Origin of the sequence: Variovorax sp. LjRoot84, assembly GCF_964254305.1 — a bacterium.
Lineage (GTDB): Bacteria > Pseudomonadota > Gammaproteobacteria > Burkholderiales > Burkholderiaceae_C > Variovorax.
The window spans coordinates 1,790,824-1,808,370 of the sequence record NZ_CAXUTE020000001.1 but is presented as its reverse complement, the minus strand read 5'-3'; the positions used below and the strand labels follow the sequence as shown (position 1 = coordinate 1,808,370).

The following is a 17,547-nucleotide window of genomic DNA, read 5'->3' as shown; positions in this document are numbered from 1 at the left end:
GTCGGTCGGCAAGGCGGATTCAGCGAGCGGAAGGCGGGCCGCGCGCGTCGAACAGCGCGACCCATCGGGCGATTGCTTCGCCCTCGAGATAGGCAAAGGTGGCCGCCGGCAGCATGACCGGCAGCAGGAGGGCCGGCACGCAGAGCGCGGCCGGGCCGTGGGACAACTGGTCGTAGAGCCGGCAATCGGCATCGCTGTGCTCGCCGAAGAGCGCGACCAGGCCATGGGACCCATGGTCCGCCTCTCCCGCATGGGCGGACGCAGCCGCATGCGCATGCGCCGCAAGCGGGCTGTGGATCGTGCGGTGCACGAGCCCGAGCGTCGTCGCAAACCACAAGGCGAGCGCCAGCACGCACAGCATGGCGCGGGCTCGGAGCGGGTGGCGTGCGAGGCGCATGAAAGAAGAATGGCTCAGGCCTTCTTGAGCCGCGCCGCGAAGGTCTTCTGGAACTTCTCGACCTTGGGCCCGACCACGAAGGTGCAATAGCCCTGGTTCGGGTTGTTCAGGAAGTAGTCCTGGTGGTAGGCCTCGGCGGTCGAGTAGTTGGCCAGCGGCTTCACCTCGGTCACGATCGGCGAGCGGTAGGTCTTGCTGGCCTCGATCTCGCGGATCACCTCTTCGGCGACCTGCTTCTGCGCGTCGTTGGCGTAATAGATGCCGCTGCGGTACTGGGTCCCCGCGTCGTTGCCCTGCCGGTTGAGGGTCGTGGGATCGTGCATGACGAAGAAGATCTCCAGGATCTCACGCAGCGTGATCTGCTGCGGATCGAATTCCACCCGGACCACCTCGACATGGCCGGTGCGGCCGGTACAGACCTGTTCGTAGCTCGGATTGATCGTCTCGCCGTTGCTGTAGCCCGATTCGACATCCACCACGCCCTGCACGCGGTCGAAAACCGCCTCGGTGCACCAGAAGCAGCCGCCGCCCAGCGCGATGATCTCGGTTTGCGGTGATGGCGTGGACATGAAAACTCCAGGGTGGAAATTGGCGAACCCTGCATTGTCGCGGCTTGACGGGTCCAGGCACGCTCACTACATTACTAACCCGTGAGTCATTAAGAAATCCATGCCCGCTCCCCGTTTCCTCGGCGACAAATTCTGCAGCACAGCGCGCGCCAAGCGCGAGCGCCGCAAGGAGGCGCGTCCCGGGGAACTGCTCGAGGCCGCACTGGACCTGTTCGTCGACAAGGGCTTCGCGGCCACCCGTGCCGAAGAGGTGGCGGCGCGCGCCGGCGTGTCCAAGGGCACCCTGTTCCTTTATTTTCCGAGCAAGGAAGAACTTTTCAAGGCGGTGGTGGTCGAGAACCTGTCCGGCCGCTTCACCGAGTGGAACAAGGAGTTCGAGGAGTTCGAGGGCAGCACCTCCGACATGCTGCGCTATTGCATGCGCATCTGGTGGGAGCGCGTGGGCTCGACCAAGGCCTCGGGCCTCACCAAGCTGATGCTGAGCGAGGGCCGCAATTTCCCGGAGCTGGCCGAGTTCTACCGCGAAGAGGTGGTGCGGCCCGGGCACACGCTGATGCGGCGCATCGTGCAGCGCGGCATCGACAGCGGGGAGTTCGCGCCGGTCGACGTCGGCCACGCGATCTACGCCATCATCGCGCCGATGCTCTTCCTGATGCTGTGGAAGCACTCGGCCGTCATCTGCGTCGACGCCGATTCGGATCTCGATCCCGAGAAGTACCTTGCGACCCAGGCCGAGACCGTGCTCCACGGGCTCAGCATGCCGCCGAAGGCGGGCGTATGAAGCGGTCACTCGTCATCAAATGGGCGGTCGCGGCAGTGGTCGTCGCGCTGCTGGCCGGCGGCGTGCTGCGCGCCATCGAGGCGCGCCGCGCGCAGCAAGCCGCGGTCGCCGCCGCCGCGAAGCCGGCCGAAACGGTGGTGCAGCTCTCGCCGTCCGACGTGGTGCGCGCCACGCGGCGCGAACTCGCGCAGACGCTGGCGGTCTCGGGCACGCTCAAGGCGGTCGATTCGGCGCTGGTCAAGGCCCGCGTGGCCGGCGAGCTGATCGGCCTCACGCTGCGCGAGGGCGATGCGGTCACGGCCGGCCAGGTGGTCGCGCGCATCGACCCGGTCGAGTACCAGTCGCGCGTGCGCCAGGCTCAGGAGCAGGCGGACTCGGCCCGCGCGCAGGCCGAGGTGGCGCAACGCACTTACGACAACAACAAGGCGCTGGTCGACCAGGGCTTCATCTCCCGCACCGCGCTCGACACCTCGCAGTCGAATCTCAACGCCGCGCTCTCGACCCACCGCGCCGCGCTCGCCGCGGTGGAGATGGCGCACAAGTCGCTCGCCGACACCGTGCTCAAGAGCCCGCTCACCGGTCAGGTCGCGCAGCGGCTGGCGCAGCCGGGCGAGCGCGTCGCTGTCGATGCGCGCGTGATCGAGGTGGTCGACCTGAGCCGCATCGAGGTCGAGGCCACGCTCGCGGCAGCCGACTCGGTCGCGGTGCGCGTGGGCCAGCGCGCGACGCTGCAGATCGAAGGCAGCAGCGCTGTAGACCCGGCGAGCACCAACCGCAAGGTGGGCGCCAGCGTGGTGCGCGTCAACCCGAGCGCACAGGCCGGCAGCCGCAGCGTGCTGGTCTACCTGCGGCTGGACCGCAGCGCCGGCTTCCGCCAGGGCCTGTTCGCGCAGGGCAGCATCGACGTGGGGCGCGTCGACGCGCTCGCCCTGCCCTTGTCCGCGGTGCGCATCGACAAGCCGGCGCCTTACGTGCAGATGGTGATCGAGGGACGCATCGCCCACCGCGCGGTCCAGACCGGCCAGCGCGGCCAGGTCGACGGCCAGACGCTGGTCGCGGTGCGCGGCGTCGAGGATGGCGCGGTGGTGGTGGCGGGCAGCGTCGGCTCGCTGCGCGAAGGCACGGCAGTGCGCCTCTCGCCGGTCGCCGCGCCCTGAGCGCGCAATACCATGTGGTTCACGCGCGTCAGCCTGAAGAACCCGGTCTTCGCGACCATGCTGATGCTCGCGCTGGTGGTGCTCGGCATCTTCTCCTACCAGCGGCTGCAGGTCGACCAGTTCCCGAACATCGACTTCCCGGTGGTGGTGGTGATCACCGAGTACCCGGGCGCCTCGCCCGAGATCGTCGAGAGCGAGGTGACCAAGAAGGTCGAGGAAGGCGTCAACTCGATCGCCGGCATCAACGCCCTCACCTCGCGCAGCTACGAGGGCCAGTCGGTCGTCATCATCGAATTCCAGCTCTACGTCGACGGCCGCAAGGCGGCCGACGACGTGCGCGAAAAGGTCGCAGCGGTGCGGCCTCTGTTCCGCGACGAGGTGAAAGATCCGCGCGTGCTGCGCTTCGACCCGGCCTCGCGGCCCGTGTGGTCGGTGGCCGTGCTGCCCGATGGGCAGGAAGACAAACAACCGAGCGCGGTCGAGTTGACCAACTGGGCCGATCAGGTGCTGAAGAAGCGGCTGGAGAACGTGCGCGGCGTCGGCTCGGTGACGCTGGTGGGCGGCACCAAGCGCGAGATCAACATCTATCTCAATCCGCAGGCGATGGAAGCCTTCGGCGTCAGTGCGTCGCAGGTGGTCGAGGCGGTGCGCAACGAGAACCAGGCGCTGCCGGTGGGCGCCGTGCGCTCGCTCGAGCAGGAACGCGTGGTGCAGGTCGATGCGCGCATGGAGCGGCCGGAGGACTTCGGCAAGATCATCCTGATGCGCAGGGGCGGCGCGCCGATCCGCATCGACCAGGTGGCGACCGTGCGCGATGGCGCGCAGGAACTCGAGAGCCTCGCGCTCTACAACGGCCAGCGCACGCTGCTCCTGTCGGTGCAGAAGGCGCAGGACGAGAACACCATCGCGGTAGTCGACGGGCTCACGAAGGCCATCGCCGACATCCGGCCGCAGTTGCCGCCCGGCGTCAAGCTCGAACCCATCGCCGACGCTGCGCGGCCGATCCGCGTCGCGGTCAACAACGTGCGGGAGACACTGATCGAAGGCGCGCTGCTCACCGTGCTGATCGTGTTCCTGTTCCTGAATTCGTGGCGCTCGACCGTGATCACCGGGCTCACGCTGCCGATCGCGCTGATCGGCACCTTCTGGTTCATGGCCATGTTCGGCTTCACCATCAACATGGTGACGCTGATGGCGCTGTCGCTGTGCGTAGGCTTGCTGATCGACGACGCGATCGTGGTGCGCGAGAACATCGTGCGCCACGTGCAGATGGGCAAGGCGCCTTACAGCGCGGCGCTCGACGGCACGCAGGAGATCGGGCTCGCGGTGCTGGCGACCACGCTCTCGATCGTCGCGGTGTTCCTGCCAATCGGCTTCATGGAAGGCATCATCGGCAAGTTCTTCCACGAGTTCGGCATCACCATCGTGGCGGCAGTGCTGATCTCGATGTTCGTGAGCTTCACGCTGGATCCGATGCTCTCGAGCATCTGGCACGACCCTGCAATCGATACGCACGGCAAGCGCGGCCCGCCCGTGACCTTCTACGACAAGACCATCGGCCGCGTCACCGGCTGGTTCGACCGCGCGACCGACCGGCTCGCTGAAGCCTACCAGGCCATCCTGCGCTGGTCCCTCGTGCACAAGCTCGCCACGCTGGCCGCGGCGCTCGGCATCTTCGCCGCCAGCGTGGTGATGGTGCCGCTCCTGGGCACCGAGTTCGTGCCCAAGGCCGACTTCTCGGAAACCGCGATCAACTTCTACACGCCGGTCGGCTCCTCGCTCGAAGTGACCGAGGCCAAGGCCCGCCAGGTCGAGGGCATCCTGCGCGAAATGCCCGAGGTGCGCTACACGCTCAGCACCATCAACACCGGCGACGCGCAGGGCAAGATCTACGCAAGCATCTACGTGCGCCTGGTCGAGCGCAAGCTGCGCGAGCGCAGCGTCGACCAGATGTCGGGCGTGCTGCGCGAGAAGCTGCGCGCGATCCCGGGCATCACGGTCACGCACGTGGGCTTGCGCGACTCGGTGGGCGGCAACAAGGTCATCGAGTTCTCGCTGCAGGGCCCCGACCTGCAGGAGCTCGAACGGCTCACGCAGCGCGTGATGGAGGCGATCCGCCCGATTCCCGGGCTGGTCGATCTCGATTCGAGCCAGAAGCCCAACAAGCCGACCGTGAGCGTGGTGATGCGCCGCGATGCCGCCTCCGACCTCGGCCTCGGCGTGGCGCCGGTCGCGAACGCGCTGCGCACGCTGGTGGCCGGCACCACGGTGGGCAACTGGCGCGCGCCCGACGACCAGACCTACGACGTCAACGTGCGGTTGGCGCCCGAGGTGCGCAACTCGCCGGCCGACCTGGCGCGCCTGCCCTTCGTCAGCACCGCCATGGGCGCCAATGCCGACGGCTCCAGCCGCATCGTTCGCCTGCAGCAGGTGGCCGATGTGCGCGAAGCCACCGGGCCAAACCAGATCAACCGCCGCGCACTGGCGCGCGAGGTCAGCATCAATGCCAACGTGGCCAACCGCTCGGCCGGCGAAGTGTCGGCCGACATCCGCACGGCGCTGGCCGGCATCGCCTTCCCGCCGGGCTACGTCTGGCAGTTCAGCGGCTCGACCAAGAACATGCAGGAGTCCTTCGGCTATGCGGTGTCGGCGCTGGCGCTGGCGATCATCTTCATCTACATGATCCTGGCCAGCCAGTTCAAGAGCTTCCTGCAGCCGCTGGCGCTGATGACGGCGCTGCCGCTCACGCTGATCGGCGTGGTGCTGGCCTTGCTGATGTTCCGATCCACGCTCTCGATGTTCTCGATCATCGGCATCGTGATGCTGATGGGCCTTGTGACCAAGAACGCCATCCTGCTGGTCGATTTCGCGATCCGTTCGCGCGAGAGCGGCGTCGCGCCCGACGGCACGCCGGTGCCGGGCCTGCCGCGCGCCGAGTCCCTGCTGCTCGCGGCGCGCGTGCGGCTGCGCCCGATCCTGATGACCACGCTGGCGATGATCTTCGGCATGGTGCCGCTGGCCTTCGCGATCAGCGAAGGCTCGGAGCAGCGCGCGCCCATGGGCCAGGCCGTGATCGGCGGCGTGATCACCTCCTCGCTGCTGACGCTGGTGGTGGTGCCGGTGGTCTATTGCTACATGGACGACCTGGCGAACTGGGCCCGGCGCCGCTGGCACCGCCAGCAAGCGGTCACGCGCACGGCCGACACTGTGGAGCCGCCGCCTAAAATTGAAGGTTTGTCCTGATTGACCCGACCCGCACGAGGAAAAAGCACATGAACCCCATTCCCACCCTGGAGCGCTTGCGCTTCAACATGATCGAGCAGCAGATCCGTCCCTGGGACGTGCTCGATCTCGAAATCCTGGACCTGCTGGCCCACATCCGGCGCGAGGACTACGTGCCCAAGGCCCACCGCGGCCTGGCCTTCTTCGACATGGAGATCCCGCTGGAGGGCGCCAAGACGAAGGAGCCCGGCCAGTGCATGCTCTCGCCCAAAGTCGAGGCGCGGATGCTGCAAGACCTGCATGTGCAGAAGCACGAATCCGTGCTCGAGATCGGCTCCGGCTCCGGCTTCATGGCCGCGCTGCTGGCGCACCGCGCGGCGCAAGTACTGACGCTCGAGATCGATCCTGGGCTAGCGGCCGTCGCCACCGAGAACCTGCGCCGCAACGGCGTGAACAACGTGGAAGTGCGCAACGCCGACGGCGCCGTGCCGCTGCCCAGCGGACCGACTTTCGACGTGATCGTGCTCAGCGGCTCGGTCGCGCGCCTGCCGCAGAGCCTGATGGGCTCGCTCAAGATGGGCGGCCGGCTGGCGGCGATCGTGGGCGACGAACCGATGATGCGCGCCCACTTCGTCACGCGCGTCGGCGAAGGTAAGTGGGACATCGTGCAGCCGTGGGACACGGTGGCGCCGCGCCTCTTGAACTTCCCTGCGCCTTCGCGCTTCAACTTCTGAGCGGAGCTCTCATGATCGACCAGGTCCGCCCGCCCGAACTCGCCGACTGGTTCGGCCACGACGCGAGTGCGCAGCCGGTGCTGCTGGACGTGCGCGAGCCGTGGGAAGTGCAAACCGCGAGCGTGGTGCCGCAGGGCTTCACGCTGGTGGCGATCCCGATGAACGAGATTCCGGCCCGCATCTCGGAGCTCGACCCGGCGCAGCGCATCGCCTGCCTCTGCCACCACGGCGCGCGCAGCCAGCGCGTGGCCGCCTTCCTGATCCAGAACGGCTTTGCCGAGGTGGCGAACGTCGCCGGCGGCATCGATGCCTGGTCGACGCAGCACGACCCCTCTGTGCCGCGCTACTGATTTCTTTTCCCAAGGACGCTCAATGCCCGTGCTCCGGCTTCTTCCCCTCTCGGTGGCGCTCGCCGCCGCGTTCGCACTGCCGGCCCACGGCCAGAGCCTGATCGATCTCTACGAATCGGCGCGCAGCTACGACGCGACCTACCAGGCCGCGCGTTCGCAGTACGACGCCAGCCTGGCGCGCGCGGCCCAGGCCAAGGCCGGCATCCTGCCGGCGGTCGGGCTGTCGGCCGGTGCCTCGCACACCGAGCTCGACGTCGACACGCCCGTCGGCAACACCTCGCGCGGCTTCAACACGCAGAACGTCGGCGTCAACGCCACCCAGCCCCTCTACCGGCCCGCGAACTGGGCCACCTACGAACAGGGCAAGCGCCAGGTCGACATCGCGCAGGCGGTGCTGACCATCGCCGACCAGGACCTGGTGGTGCGCGTGAGCCAGGCCTACTTCGACGTGCTCTCGGCCCAGGACAGCCTGGCGCTGGTGCGGGCGCAGAAGATCGCGGTGGCCGAGCAGCTGGCATCGGCCAAGCGCAATTTCGAGGTCGGCACCTCGACCATCACCGACACGCGCGAAGCCCAGGCGCGCTACGACCTCGTGATCTCGCAGGAGATCGCGGCCGAGAACGACCTCCAGGTCAAGAAGATCGCGCTCGACCAGCTGGTCGGCCGCCCCGGCAGCGTGCCGGTTCCGCTGGCCGCGCCGGTGGTGCTGCCCGAGGTGATGCCGGCCGATATCAACGCCTGGGTCGCGCAGGCCGAGGACGTGCATCCCTCGATCCGGCAGGCGCGGCTCGGCCTTGACGTGGCCACGCTCGAAGTCCGGAAGGCCGAAGCCGGCCACAAGCCCACCCTTGACGCGAACCTGGGCTACAACGTCACCAACAACCCGCAGGGCACCAGCACCACCATGGGCCGCTCGCGCATCAATGCGGCGACCGTGGGCGTGGTGTTCACCCTGCCCTTGTTCGCGGGCTATGCGACCGAGAACCGCGTCAAGGAAACGCTGGCGCTCGAAGAGCAGTCGCGCTCGGTGCTCGAATCGACGCGCCGCAGCGTGACGCAAGCCACGCGCGCGGCCTACCTCGGACTGGTCTCGGGGGCCGGGCAGGTGAAGGCACTCGAAGCCGCCGAGGCCTCCAGCCAGGTCGCGCTCGATGCCAACCGGCTCGGCTACCAGGTGGGCGTGCGCATCAACATCGACGTGCTCAATTCGCAGAGCCAGCTGTTCCAGACCAAGCGCGACCTCGCGGTGTCGCGCTACAACGTGCTGCTGGGCAATCTCAAGCTGCGGCAGGCCAACGGCACGCTGACGGCCGACGACCTGCGCGCGATCAACGGCACCTTGGCCACCGACGGCCGCCCTGCCGTGGACAGCACCGCCACGCCGGCACAGCCGCCGGCCTCGCAGCAGGCCCCGGCGCCCGGCCGGCCCGCCACGCCGATCCCGGTCGTGCCGCCGGTGCCGGTGCCGCCTTTCAGCCCGCCGCCGCCGGTCATGCCTTCGCCGCCACCGCCGCCGGTGATCCTGCCGCCGACGCGCTAGAGCGTCCTACTCGAGACTGGGCTCGGCCCGCTCCTCGGTCTCGGCCGTCGCCGCCTCCGCAACCGCCAGCACCGCCGCCGCCGTGCGCTGCGCCGCGCCGCGGTTCGAGTTGGCGAAAGCCAGGGCGGCCTCGGCCATCGCTTCGCGCCGCTCAGGCTTCTCGACCAGCTTGAGCGCCGCCGTGACCGCCTGCTCCATGTTGTCCACGCGCTGCGAGGCGCCGGCCGCGAGCGAGAGTTCGGCCGCCTCGGCGAAGTTGAAGGTCGACGGCCCCATGATCACCGGGCAGCCGCAGGCCGCGGCCTCGATCAGGTTCTGGCCGCCCAGCGGTTCGAAGCTGCCGCCCAGCAGCGCCGCGTCGGCCAGGCCGTAGTAGAGCGCCATCTCGCCGAGCGAATCGCCGAGCCAGATCTCGCATTCGGCCGGCGCGCCGGCCGCGCTGCGCCGCGCCACCGCGAAGCCGTGGGATTCGACCAGCGCCGCGACGTCGTCGAAACGCTGGGGATGACGCGGCACTATCATCCATTGCACCTCGTGCACCCGCTTGGCAATCGACTGCACCGCGTCCTGCGCCGGCGGCACGGGCGCCAGCGCGCCGAAGCGCTTGAGCACTTCGAGCAGCTGCACCTCCTCACCGTCGCGCGAGCTCGCAAACACCACCACCGGCCGCGGCAGCTGCTCGCGCAAGCGGGTCGCCGCCGCGAGCTGGCGCGCATCGGGCGTGGCGTCGAACTTGAGGTTGCCGAACACGCCCGCCACCTTGGCGCCGAGCGAAACCAGTCGGTGCGAATCGGCCTCGGTCTGCGCCCACACGGCGGCCAATGCCGAATAGGCGGGCCGCGCGAGCCAGCCCAGGCGCTCGGCCGAGGCCAGCGAGTTCTCGTTCAGCCGCGCGTTGGCCAGCACCAGCGGAATGCCGCGTTCAGCGCAGGCCGCCGACATCTCGGGCCAGACCTCGGTTTCCATCAGCACGCCGATGCGCGGCTGGAAGCGATCGAGAAAGCGCGCCACCGGCTCGGGCGCATCCCAGGGCTGCCAGACCTGCAGATCGCCGTCTTCCAGCAGCTTGGCGCCCTCTTCGCGCCCGGTGGCCGTGCCGTTGGTCAGCAGGATGGGGATGCCCGGGTACTGCCGCCGCAGCTCGGCGATCAGGATGCCGGCGGCGCGCGCCTCGCCGAGCGAGACCGCATGGATCCAGCACCAGCCGGTGCCGCTCGCAGCTTCGTCATAGTGGCCGAAGCGTTCTTCTACCGCATGCGCGTAGCCGGGCTCGGCCACGGCCCGGCGCCGCAGCTTGCGCCGCACCAGGGGTTCGGCCAGAGAAGTGAAGACGCCGTAGAGGCGCAGCAGCAACGAACGCACGCTTCGAAAATTCAGTGCGCGGCTTCCGCGAGGGTGGCGTCGGGCTTCGCGCTCTTCAGGAGCGCGAGCATCTCCTTCTGGATGCGGTCCAGCGCCGCCTGCGTCTGCCCTTCGAAGCGCAACACCAGCACCGGTGTGGTGTTGGAGGCGCGGATGAGCCCGAAGCCATCGGGCCAGTCGACGCGCACGCCGTCGATGGTCGAGACCTTGGCCGGGGCATCGAACTTCGCGGTCTTCACGAGCTGATCGACCACCGCGTGCGGTTCGCCTTCGGCGCACTTCACGTTGAGCTCGGGCGTCGAGAAGCTGGTCGGCAGTGCGTTGAGCGTGTCGCTCGCATTCGGCGTCTTGCTCAGGATCTCGAGCAGGCGGCAGCCCGCATAGGTGCCGTCGTCGAAACCGAACCAGCGCTCCTTGAAGAAGATGTGGCCGCTCATCTCGCCGCCCAGCGGCGATGCGATCTCCTTCATCTTGGCCTTGATCAGCGAGTGGCCGGTCTTGTAGATCAGCGGCTTGCCGCCGGCGGCCTCGATCGCGGGGCCCAGGCGCTGCGAGCACTTGACGTCGTAGATGATGGTCGCGCCCGGCACGCGCGAGAGCACGTCCTGCGCGAACAGCATCATCTGGCGGTCGGGATAGATGTTCTGCCCGTCCTTGGTGACGATGCCGAGGCGGTCGCCGTCGCCGTCGAAGGCCAGGCCCAGTTCGGCATCGCCGGCTTGCAGCGCGGCGATCAGGTCCTTGAGGTTCTCGGGCTTGCTCGGGTCCGGGTGGTGATTGGGAAAGTCGCCGTCGACCTCGCTGAAGAGCTCGGTCACCTCGCAGCCGATGGCGCGCAGGATGGCCGGGGCCGACGCGCCGGCGATGCCGTTGCCCGAATCGACCACGATCTTGAGCGGACGCGCCAGCTTGATGTCACCGACGATGCGCTGCGTGTAGGCCTCGGTCACGTCGACCTTGCGCACGCTGCCGCCCGGGGCGAGCTTGGCGCTGCCGGCTTCCATCACCTTGTACAGGCCCTGGATCTCGTCGCCGTAGATCGCACGGCCGGCCAGTACCATTTTGAAACCGTTGTAATCCTTTGGGTTGTGGCTTCCTGTGACCTGAATGCCGCTGTCGGCCAGCGTGTTGGCCGCGAAATAGAGCATCGGGGTCGTGACGGCGCCGACATCGATCACTTCGATGCCGGTGGCCACCAGACCACGGATCAGGGCCTCGACCAGTGCGGGGCCCGACAGGCGCCCGTCGCGCCCCACCGCCACCGATTTCTCGCCGGCCGCGCGCGCCGCGCTGCCGAAGGCCTTGCCGAGCGCCTCGGCGACCTCGGCGTCGAGCGTGGTCGGCACGACGCCGCGAATGTCATAGGCCTTGAAGATCGATGCGCTGAGCTGCATGGGCTTCCTTTGAAAGTTCACAAACTGAGGACCATTGTAGGCATGGCCCTCGTGAGCCAAATGTCCGGAAATGGCTACTTCTGCGCGCACGGACACCTATCATTTCCCCATGTCTCCCGCCATCGCACCCACCGCCGGACTCGAGAGCGACGCCTGCTACCTGGCCATGAAGGCCCACGATGCACGCTTCGACGGCTCCTTCTTCACCGGCGTGACCTCCACCGGCGTCTACTGCCGCCCGGTCTGCCGCGTGAAGCTGCCGCGGCGCGAGAACTGCCGTTTCTTCCGCCATGCGGCACAGGCCGAGGCCGCGGGCTTCCGGCCCTGCCTGCGCTGCCGGCCCGAACTCGCGCCGCGGGCCGCGAGCTGGTCGACCGAGGACGCATCGCGCATCCTTGCCTTGCAAGCCGCGCGCCTGATCGACGAACCCGATGCCTGGGACGAAACCGGCCCCGGCGCCGCCCGCATCGCCGCGCGGTTGGGCGTGAGCGACCGCCACCTGCGCCGCATCTTCGAGACCCAGTTCGGCGTGTCGCCGCTGCAGTACCTGCAGACGCGCCGCCTGCTGGCCGCCAAGCAGCTGATCGCCGACACGCGGCTGCCGATGACGCAGGTCGCACTGGCCAGCGGCTTCGCGAGCGTGCGCCGCTTCAACGCGGCCTTCGTGACACACTACGGCCTCAATCCGAGCGCGCTGCGGCGCGCCGGCCCTGCGGGCGACGGTCGCGAAGGCGAGGCCATCGACGTGCGGCTGGGCTTCCGGCCGCCCTATGACGGTGCGGCGATGCTGGGCTTCTTCGCGCGCCGGGCCCTCGGCGGCGTCGAGTCGATCACCGATGCCGGCGGCACGCCGCAGCTGGCGCGCACGCTGCGCGTCGTGCAGGGCGAACACGTGCATGCGGGCTGGCTCCAGCTTCGCTTCGACGCGCAGCGCGAGCAGTTGCTGCTGCGCGTCGGCGATTCGCTGGCCGCGGTGCTGCCGATCGTGATCAGCCGCGTGCGCGCCATGCTCGACCTGGATGCCGAGCCGATGGCGATCAACAGTGCGCTGCATGCGAGCTTTCCGCATGGCGACGGGCTGCGCGTGCCGGGCACGGTCGACGGTTTCGAGCTCGCGGTGCGCGCCGTGCTCGGCCAGCAGATCACGGTGGCCGCGGCGCGCACCATGGGCACGCGACTGGTGCAGGCCTTCGGCGAAGTGATCGCGACGCCGATCGCTGGGCTGGACCGCCTGTTCCCCACGCTCGCGGCCATCGCCGGCGCGAGCGGCGATGCGCTGGGCCAGCTCGGCATCGTGCGGCAACGGCAGGCCGCGTTGAGCGCGCTCGCCCGCGAGGTGCCGGCCGGCCGGCTGGCCTTGCATGCCGGCGCCGACGTGCCCGCCACGCTCGCCGCCCTGCAGGCCCTGCCCGGCATCGGCGACTGGACCGCGCAGTACATCGCGATGCGCGCGCTGCGCTGGCCCGATGCCTTCCCGGCCGGCGACGTCGCGCTGCAAAAGGCGCTCGGCGTCTCCTCTGCACGCGCCGCAACCGAAGCCTCGCAAGCCTGGCGCCCCTGGCGCAGCTACGCGGTGCTGCGCGCCTGGCACAGTCCTCTACCCGCTGCCGATGCCACGGCAGCACTTCCTTCCGATCAGCCATGAAATTCAAGAACACCACCATCTACAGCACCCACATCGAGAGCCCGCTCGGCGGCATCACGCTGGCCGCCACCGACGAAGGCCTGGCCGGCGTCTGGTTCGACCGGCAACGCCACTGGCCTGACACGAGCGGCTGGCAGCCTGATGCGAAGCACCCGGTGCTGCGCGAGGCGGGCGCGCAGCTCGCCGACTACTTCGCCGGCAAGCGCCACCACTTCGACCTGCCGCTCGACCTCTCGCACGGCACCGGCTTCCAGCAGGCGGTGTGGCAAGCCCTGCTCGCCATTCCGGCGGGCCGCACCATCAGCTACGGCGCCTTGAGCGCCGGCATCGGCAAGCCGGCCGCCGTGCGCGCGGTGGGCGCCGCCGTGGGCCGCAATCCGATCAGCGTGATCGTCCCTTGCCACCGCGTGCTGGGCACCAACGGCTCGCTGACCGGCTATGCGGGCGGGCTCGAACGCAAGAGCGCGCTGCTCGAACTGGAAGGTGCGCTGTGAGCGAAGGCGAGTGCACGACGGCCGCTGCTCCGCTGCCAACCGCCGCACGCCCGGCCAACCGCCGCTGGCTGGTCGATCTGGTGCTCTTGGGCATGCTCTGGGGCGCTTCCTTCCTGTTCATGCGTGTAGGCGCCGCCGAATTCGGCGCGCTGCCGACGGCCGCGGTGCGCGTCGCGATCGCGATGTTGTTTCTGCTGCCGCTCCTGTTCATGCGCGGCCAATGGTCCAGCTTCAGGCAATACTGGAAGCCCGCGCTGGGCATCGGCGTGCTCAACTCCGGCCTGCCCTTCGCCTTCTTCTGCTTCGCGCTGCTCACCATCAACAGCGGCCTGGCCGCGGTGATCAATGCGACGGTGCCCATGTTCGGCGCGCTGGTGGCCTGGCGCTTCTTCGGCGAACGGCCCGATCGCTCGCGCGGCATCGGCCTCGTGATCGGCTTCGCCGGCGTCGCGATGCTGGCCGGCCGCAGCGCGGGCCTGCAATCGGGGGCCGATGAGGCCGCCGCACGCTGGGCCATCGGCGCCTGCCTCGCGGCCTGCATCTGCTATGCCTTCGCGGCCAGCCTGACGCGCAAGCACCTGAGCGGCGTGCCGGCGCTTGCAACGGCAACCGGAAGCCAGATCGGCGCCACGCTGGCGCTCGCGCTGCCGGCCCTCTGGCTCTGGCCGGCGACGATGCCAAGCCTGCAGGCCTGGCTCGCGCTCATCGTGCTGGGCACCGCCTGCACCGGGCTGGCCTACATCCTGTTCTTCCGCCTGATCGAGACCGCCGGGCCGGCGCGCGCGCTGACCGTGACTTTCCTGGTGCCGGTGTTCGCGCTGTTCTACGGCGCCGTGTTCCTCGGCGAGGAGATCACGCAGTGGATGCTGATCTGCGCGGTGGTGATCGTCTGCGGCGTGGCCTTGTCGACCGGGCTGGTCAAGCTGGGACGCCGGCAGAGCGCCCCAGCCTAGATCACGCCGGCCACCACGTTGATCGACAGCGCCAGCACCAGCATGTTGAAGGCGAAGGACAGCACGCTGTGCACGAGCGTGATGCGCCGCATCTCGCGCGAGCTGACCTGCACGTCGGACACCTGCGAGCACATGCCGACCACGAAGGCGTAGTAGAGGAAGTCGAAGTAGTCGGGGTCCAGTTTGCCGGGGAAATCGAGCCCCGGGTGTTTGCGCCCGCGTTCCACCTGGTAGTAGCGGTGCGCGTAGTGAAAGCCGTAGATCGTGTGGATCATGAGCCAGGAGCCCGCCAGCGCGACCAGCCCGAGCGCGATATGGCCGGCGCGCTCCACGCCGCCCATCTGCTTGACCTGCTGCAGCAGCATCGCGATCGCCACCACGCTGGCGCCGACCACGCTCAACATGCTCGCCAGGATCAGTGCGCTGGGCTGGTCCAGCGACTGCGCGCGCAGCCGCGTGCTCTCGGCATCCGAGATTTCGGCCAGCCACCAGGCCGACAGCAGGTACAAGGCAGCGCCGAAGCACCAGCCCAGCAGGCCGCGCGCAATGCCGTCCAGCGGCCAGGGCAGCAGGGCCGCCGCCAGGCCGATGACCGCGCAGCACAGCAGGCGCTGCCAGCCGACCATCCGCGAAAAAAGGATGCGCATGCAGGCACTGTAGCGCCCTGCGACTGCAACTGATCCGGTCGCCGGAGCGCGCACTGAGCCTGTTCTCCCGGCGGCCATGCGGGGAGAATCGCGCGCAACCCATGAACATCCCACGCTACTGGCGCGCCTTGCTGTTCGCCGCCTGCAGTCTCGCGCCGCTGCCGCCTGCCGCCGCCGCGACATCCACCCGCGTCCCCGACACTATCGAGCAGCGCGTGGCAGCCTGCATTGCCTGCCACGGCCGCGAAGGCGCCAGCACCAACGCGGGCTACTTCCCGCGCCTGGCCGGCAAGCCCGAGGGCTACCTCTACAACCAGCTTCTGAGCTTTCGCGACGGCCGGCGCTTCAACAGCGACATGGTCCACATGGTGCGTCACCTCTCGGATGCCTACCTGCGCGAGATCGCAGGCTACTTCGCCGGGCTCGACCTGCCCTATCCACCCGTGCCGACCCGCTCCCACGCGTCGGAGCAAAGCCTGCAGCACGGCAAGACCCTCGCCCTCCAGGGCGATGCGCGGCGCGGCATTCCGGCCTGCGCGCAATGCCATGGCGAAGCGCTCACCGGTGTGGCGCCCGCCATTCCCTCGCTGCTCGGCCTGCCTCGCCTCTATCTCGCGTCGCAGCTCGGCGACTGGCTCAACAACGGCCGCCATGCGCTGCCGCCCGATTGCATGGCCAAGGTGGGACGCAAGCTGAACCCGGCCGACATCAACGCGGTGGCGAGCTGGCTGGCCCTGCAGCCGGTGCCGGCGAATCCCAAGCCCGCACCCGCGCTGCCGGGACCCCTGCCGATCCCTTGCAGCGCGATGGGGCCCTAGCCATGCGACGCCTCCTCTACGCGCTGCTTGGGGTACTCGCGCTGCTGGTGCTGGCCGCGCTTGCGATCGTCGCGTTCAACCTGCGCGGCGAAGACAAGCTGCCCGACGTCCCTGCAGCCTTCAGTGCCACACCGGCCCAGGTCGAACGCGGCCGCTATCTCGCGCTGGCCGGGAACTGCGCCGGCTGCCACACGACGCGCGGCGGCGCGCCCTATGCCGGCGGGCTCGGCATCGACACGCCCTTCGGCACCGTGTACGCAAGCAACCTCACGCCCGACGAAAGCGCCGGCATCGGCAGCTGGAGCGCGGCGCATTTCTGGCGCGCCATGCACAACGGACGTTCGAAGGACGGACGCCTGCTGTACCCGGCCTTCCCCTATCCGAACTTCACGCGCGTGTCGCGCGAGGATTCGGACGCGATCTACGCCTACCTGCGGACCGTGCCGCCCGCGCCGGCGCCGAACACGCCGCACAAGCTGCGCTTTCCCTACGACACGCAAGCGGCACTCGCGGTGTGGCGCGCGCTCTTCTTCTCGCCCGGCGGCTTCGTTCCCGATCCGGCGAAGCCGGCCGAATGGAACCGCGGCGCCTACCTGGTCGACGGCCTCGGCCACTGCATCGCCTGCCACGGCACGCGCAACGTGCTGGGCGCCACCGAGGAGAAGCTGGGCCTCGCGGGCGGCCCGGTCGAGAACTGGTATGCGCCTTCGCTGAACTCGAAGCGCGAGGCCGGCGTGGCCGACTGGGACACGCGGCACGTGGTCGCCCTGCTCAAGAACGGCACTTCGCCGCGCGGCTCGGTCATGGGGCCGATGGCCGACGTGGTGTACCGCAGCACCCAGCACCTGAGCGAGGCCGATCTGCAGGCGATGGCGGTGTTCCTGAAGCAGTTACCCGAACGCGCGCCGACTGCTGCAGCGACAGCACCCGCGCGCCGTGATGCCGGCGTGATGGCGCGCGGCGCCAAGATCTACGACCAGCAATGCGCCTACTGCCATGGCGACGCGGGCCAAGGCGCCGAGGGTGCCTACCCGGCCCTGGCGGGCAGCCGCACGGTCAAGATGGATTCAACGGTCAACCTGGTGCAGGCACTGCGCCACGGCGGTTTCCTGCCCTCCACCGCCGGCAATCCACGGCCCTACGGCATGCCGCCCTTCGGCCATGTGCTCGACGACGACGGCATCGCCGCCGTGCTGACCTACATCCGCGGCTCGTGGGGCAACAACGCGCCGCCGGTCACGCAGCGGGAAACGATGCGCCGCTGAGGCTTCGCGCTCAGTAGTTCGCCATCGGGCGAGCCCGACCCCGGGGCATGAAGCGGGGGACGTGGCTGGCGACAGATGGCGCGTGGTTGTAGGATGAATTTGGGCGCTGCTGACGAGGTCGGCTTTCCCTTGGTGCGACAAGCCCGTTCAGTAGTTGGACCCGCAGTCCTGCGAGCACCCCGGAATGTGGCAGAGGGCGGCGACGCCCCGAAGCACGCT

At 69.1% G+C, this 17,547-nt stretch carries 16 protein-coding genes; 11 read left to right on the top strand and 5 right to left on the bottom strand.

Annotated elements, in window-relative coordinates:
* Nucleotides 1-19: 19 nt before the first annotated feature.
* Together ACSQ9I_RS09220 and msrA are read right to left on the bottom strand one after the other, a co-directional pair.
* The gene (locus tag ACSQ9I_RS09220; protein ID WP_436312939.1) at nucleotides 20-361 is read right to left on the bottom strand and encodes a hypothetical protein; all 342 of its coding nucleotides are present in this window, start codon (nucleotides 359-361) and stop codon (nucleotides 20-22) included.
* 50 nt (nucleotides 362-411) lie between these two features.
* Entirely contained in the window at nucleotides 412-966 is a 555-nt protein-coding gene (msrA, locus tag ACSQ9I_RS09215; protein WP_436312938.1) for a peptide-methionine (S)-S-oxide reductase MsrA, read from the bottom strand.
* 100 nt (nucleotides 967-1,066) lie between these two features.
* Between msrA and ACSQ9I_RS09210 the strand changes: the two genes are divergently transcribed.
* Genes ACSQ9I_RS09210 through ACSQ9I_RS09185 form a run of 6 tightly spaced genes read left to right on the top strand, consistent with a single transcriptional unit; the run spans nucleotide 1,067 to nucleotide 8,750 of the window.
* Nucleotides 1,067-1,747, top strand: coding sequence for a TetR/AcrR family transcriptional regulator (locus tag ACSQ9I_RS09210; protein WP_436312937.1), 681 nt, complete (start codon nucleotides 1,067-1,069; stop codon nucleotides 1,745-1,747).
* Nucleotides 1,744-2,904, top strand: coding sequence for an efflux RND transporter periplasmic adaptor subunit (locus ACSQ9I_RS09205; RefSeq protein ID WP_436290729.1), 1,161 nt, complete (start codon nucleotides 1,744-1,746; stop codon nucleotides 2,902-2,904). The genes ACSQ9I_RS09210 and ACSQ9I_RS09205 overlap by 4 nt, the downstream gene beginning before the upstream one ends.
* Nucleotides 2,905-2,916: 12 nt before the next feature.
* The gene (locus ACSQ9I_RS09200) at nucleotides 2,917-6,147 is read left to right on the top strand and encodes an efflux RND transporter permease subunit (RefSeq protein WP_436312936.1); all 3,231 of its coding nucleotides are present in this window, start codon (nucleotides 2,917-2,919) and stop codon (nucleotides 6,145-6,147) included.
* A 29-nt stretch (nucleotides 6,148-6,176) separates the two neighbouring features.
* The gene (locus ACSQ9I_RS09195; protein ID WP_093102170.1) at nucleotides 6,177-6,860 is read left to right on the top strand and encodes a protein-L-isoaspartate O-methyltransferase family protein; all 684 of its coding nucleotides are present in this window, start codon (nucleotides 6,177-6,179) and stop codon (nucleotides 6,858-6,860) included.
* 11 nt (nucleotides 6,861-6,871) lie between these two features.
* Nucleotides 6,872-7,210 carry a rhodanese-like domain-containing protein gene (locus ACSQ9I_RS09190; RefSeq protein WP_093102168.1) on the top strand — a complete coding sequence of 113 codons (339 nt, stop codon included), beginning with the start codon at nucleotides 6,872-6,874 and terminating at the stop codon, nucleotides 7,208-7,210.
* A 22-nt stretch (nucleotides 7,211-7,232) separates the two neighbouring features.
* Nucleotides 7,233-8,750, top strand: a complete 1,518-nt coding sequence (locus ACSQ9I_RS09185; RefSeq protein ID WP_436312935.1) for a TolC family outer membrane protein — start codon at nucleotides 7,233-7,235, stop codon at nucleotides 8,748-8,750.
* A 6-nt stretch (nucleotides 8,751-8,756) separates the two neighbouring features.
* Here ACSQ9I_RS09185 and ACSQ9I_RS09180 read toward each other — a convergent pair whose 3' ends face one another.
* Nucleotides 8,757-10,112, bottom strand: a complete 1,356-nt coding sequence (locus ACSQ9I_RS09180) for a 3-deoxy-D-manno-octulosonic acid transferase (RefSeq protein ID WP_436303400.1) — start codon at nucleotides 10,110-10,112, stop codon at nucleotides 8,757-8,759.
* A gap of 11 nt (nucleotides 10,113-10,123) precedes the next feature.
* Nucleotides 10,124-11,506 (bottom strand): phosphomannomutase/phosphoglucomutase, encoded by a 1,383-nt coding sequence (locus ACSQ9I_RS09175; protein WP_436312934.1) that lies wholly within the window; start codon nucleotides 11,504-11,506, stop codon nucleotides 10,124-10,126.
* Between the two features lie 109 nt (nucleotides 11,507-11,615).
* Between ACSQ9I_RS09175 and ACSQ9I_RS09170 the strand changes: the two genes are divergently transcribed.
* From ACSQ9I_RS09170 to ACSQ9I_RS09160, 3 genes are read left to right on the top strand one after another with little or no spacing between them, the layout of a single operon-like run.
* Nucleotides 11,616-13,151, top strand: a complete 1,536-nt coding sequence (locus ACSQ9I_RS09170; RefSeq protein ID WP_436312933.1) for a DNA-3-methyladenine glycosylase 2 family protein — start codon at nucleotides 11,616-11,618, stop codon at nucleotides 13,149-13,151.
* Entirely contained in the window at nucleotides 13,148-13,645 is a 498-nt protein-coding gene (locus tag ACSQ9I_RS09165; protein WP_436312932.1) for a methylated-DNA--[protein]-cysteine S-methyltransferase, read from the top strand. The genes ACSQ9I_RS09170 and ACSQ9I_RS09165 overlap by 4 nt, the downstream gene beginning before the upstream one ends.
* Entirely contained in the window at nucleotides 13,642-14,598 is a 957-nt protein-coding gene (locus tag ACSQ9I_RS09160) for a DMT family transporter (protein WP_436312931.1), read from the top strand. Before ACSQ9I_RS09165 ends, ACSQ9I_RS09160 begins: the two co-directional genes overlap by 4 nt.
* Here ACSQ9I_RS09160 and ACSQ9I_RS09155 read toward each other — a convergent pair.
* Nucleotides 14,595-15,245 carry a DUF1345 domain-containing protein gene (locus ACSQ9I_RS09155; protein ID WP_093102159.1) on the bottom strand — a complete coding sequence of 217 codons (651 nt, stop codon included), beginning with the start codon at nucleotides 15,243-15,245 and terminating at the stop codon, nucleotides 14,595-14,597. The two genes, ACSQ9I_RS09160 and ACSQ9I_RS09155, sit on opposite strands and share 4 nt — an antisense overlap.
* A 101-nt stretch (nucleotides 15,246-15,346) precedes the next feature.
* On the opposite strand from ACSQ9I_RS09155, the gene ACSQ9I_RS09150 reads away from it, so the two are divergent.
* A complete protein-coding gene (locus tag ACSQ9I_RS09150) occupies nucleotides 15,347-16,063 on the top strand; it encodes a c-type cytochrome (RefSeq protein WP_436312930.1) in 717 nt (238 codons plus the stop codon).
* Nucleotides 16,064-16,065: 2 nt separating this feature from the next.
* Nucleotides 16,066-17,328: a c-type cytochrome gene (locus tag ACSQ9I_RS09145; RefSeq protein WP_436312929.1), complete on the top strand. Its 1,263-nt coding sequence runs from the start codon at nucleotides 16,066-16,068 to the stop codon at nucleotides 17,326-17,328.
* The last annotated feature ends 219 nt before the right edge of the window (nucleotides 17,329-17,547 follow it).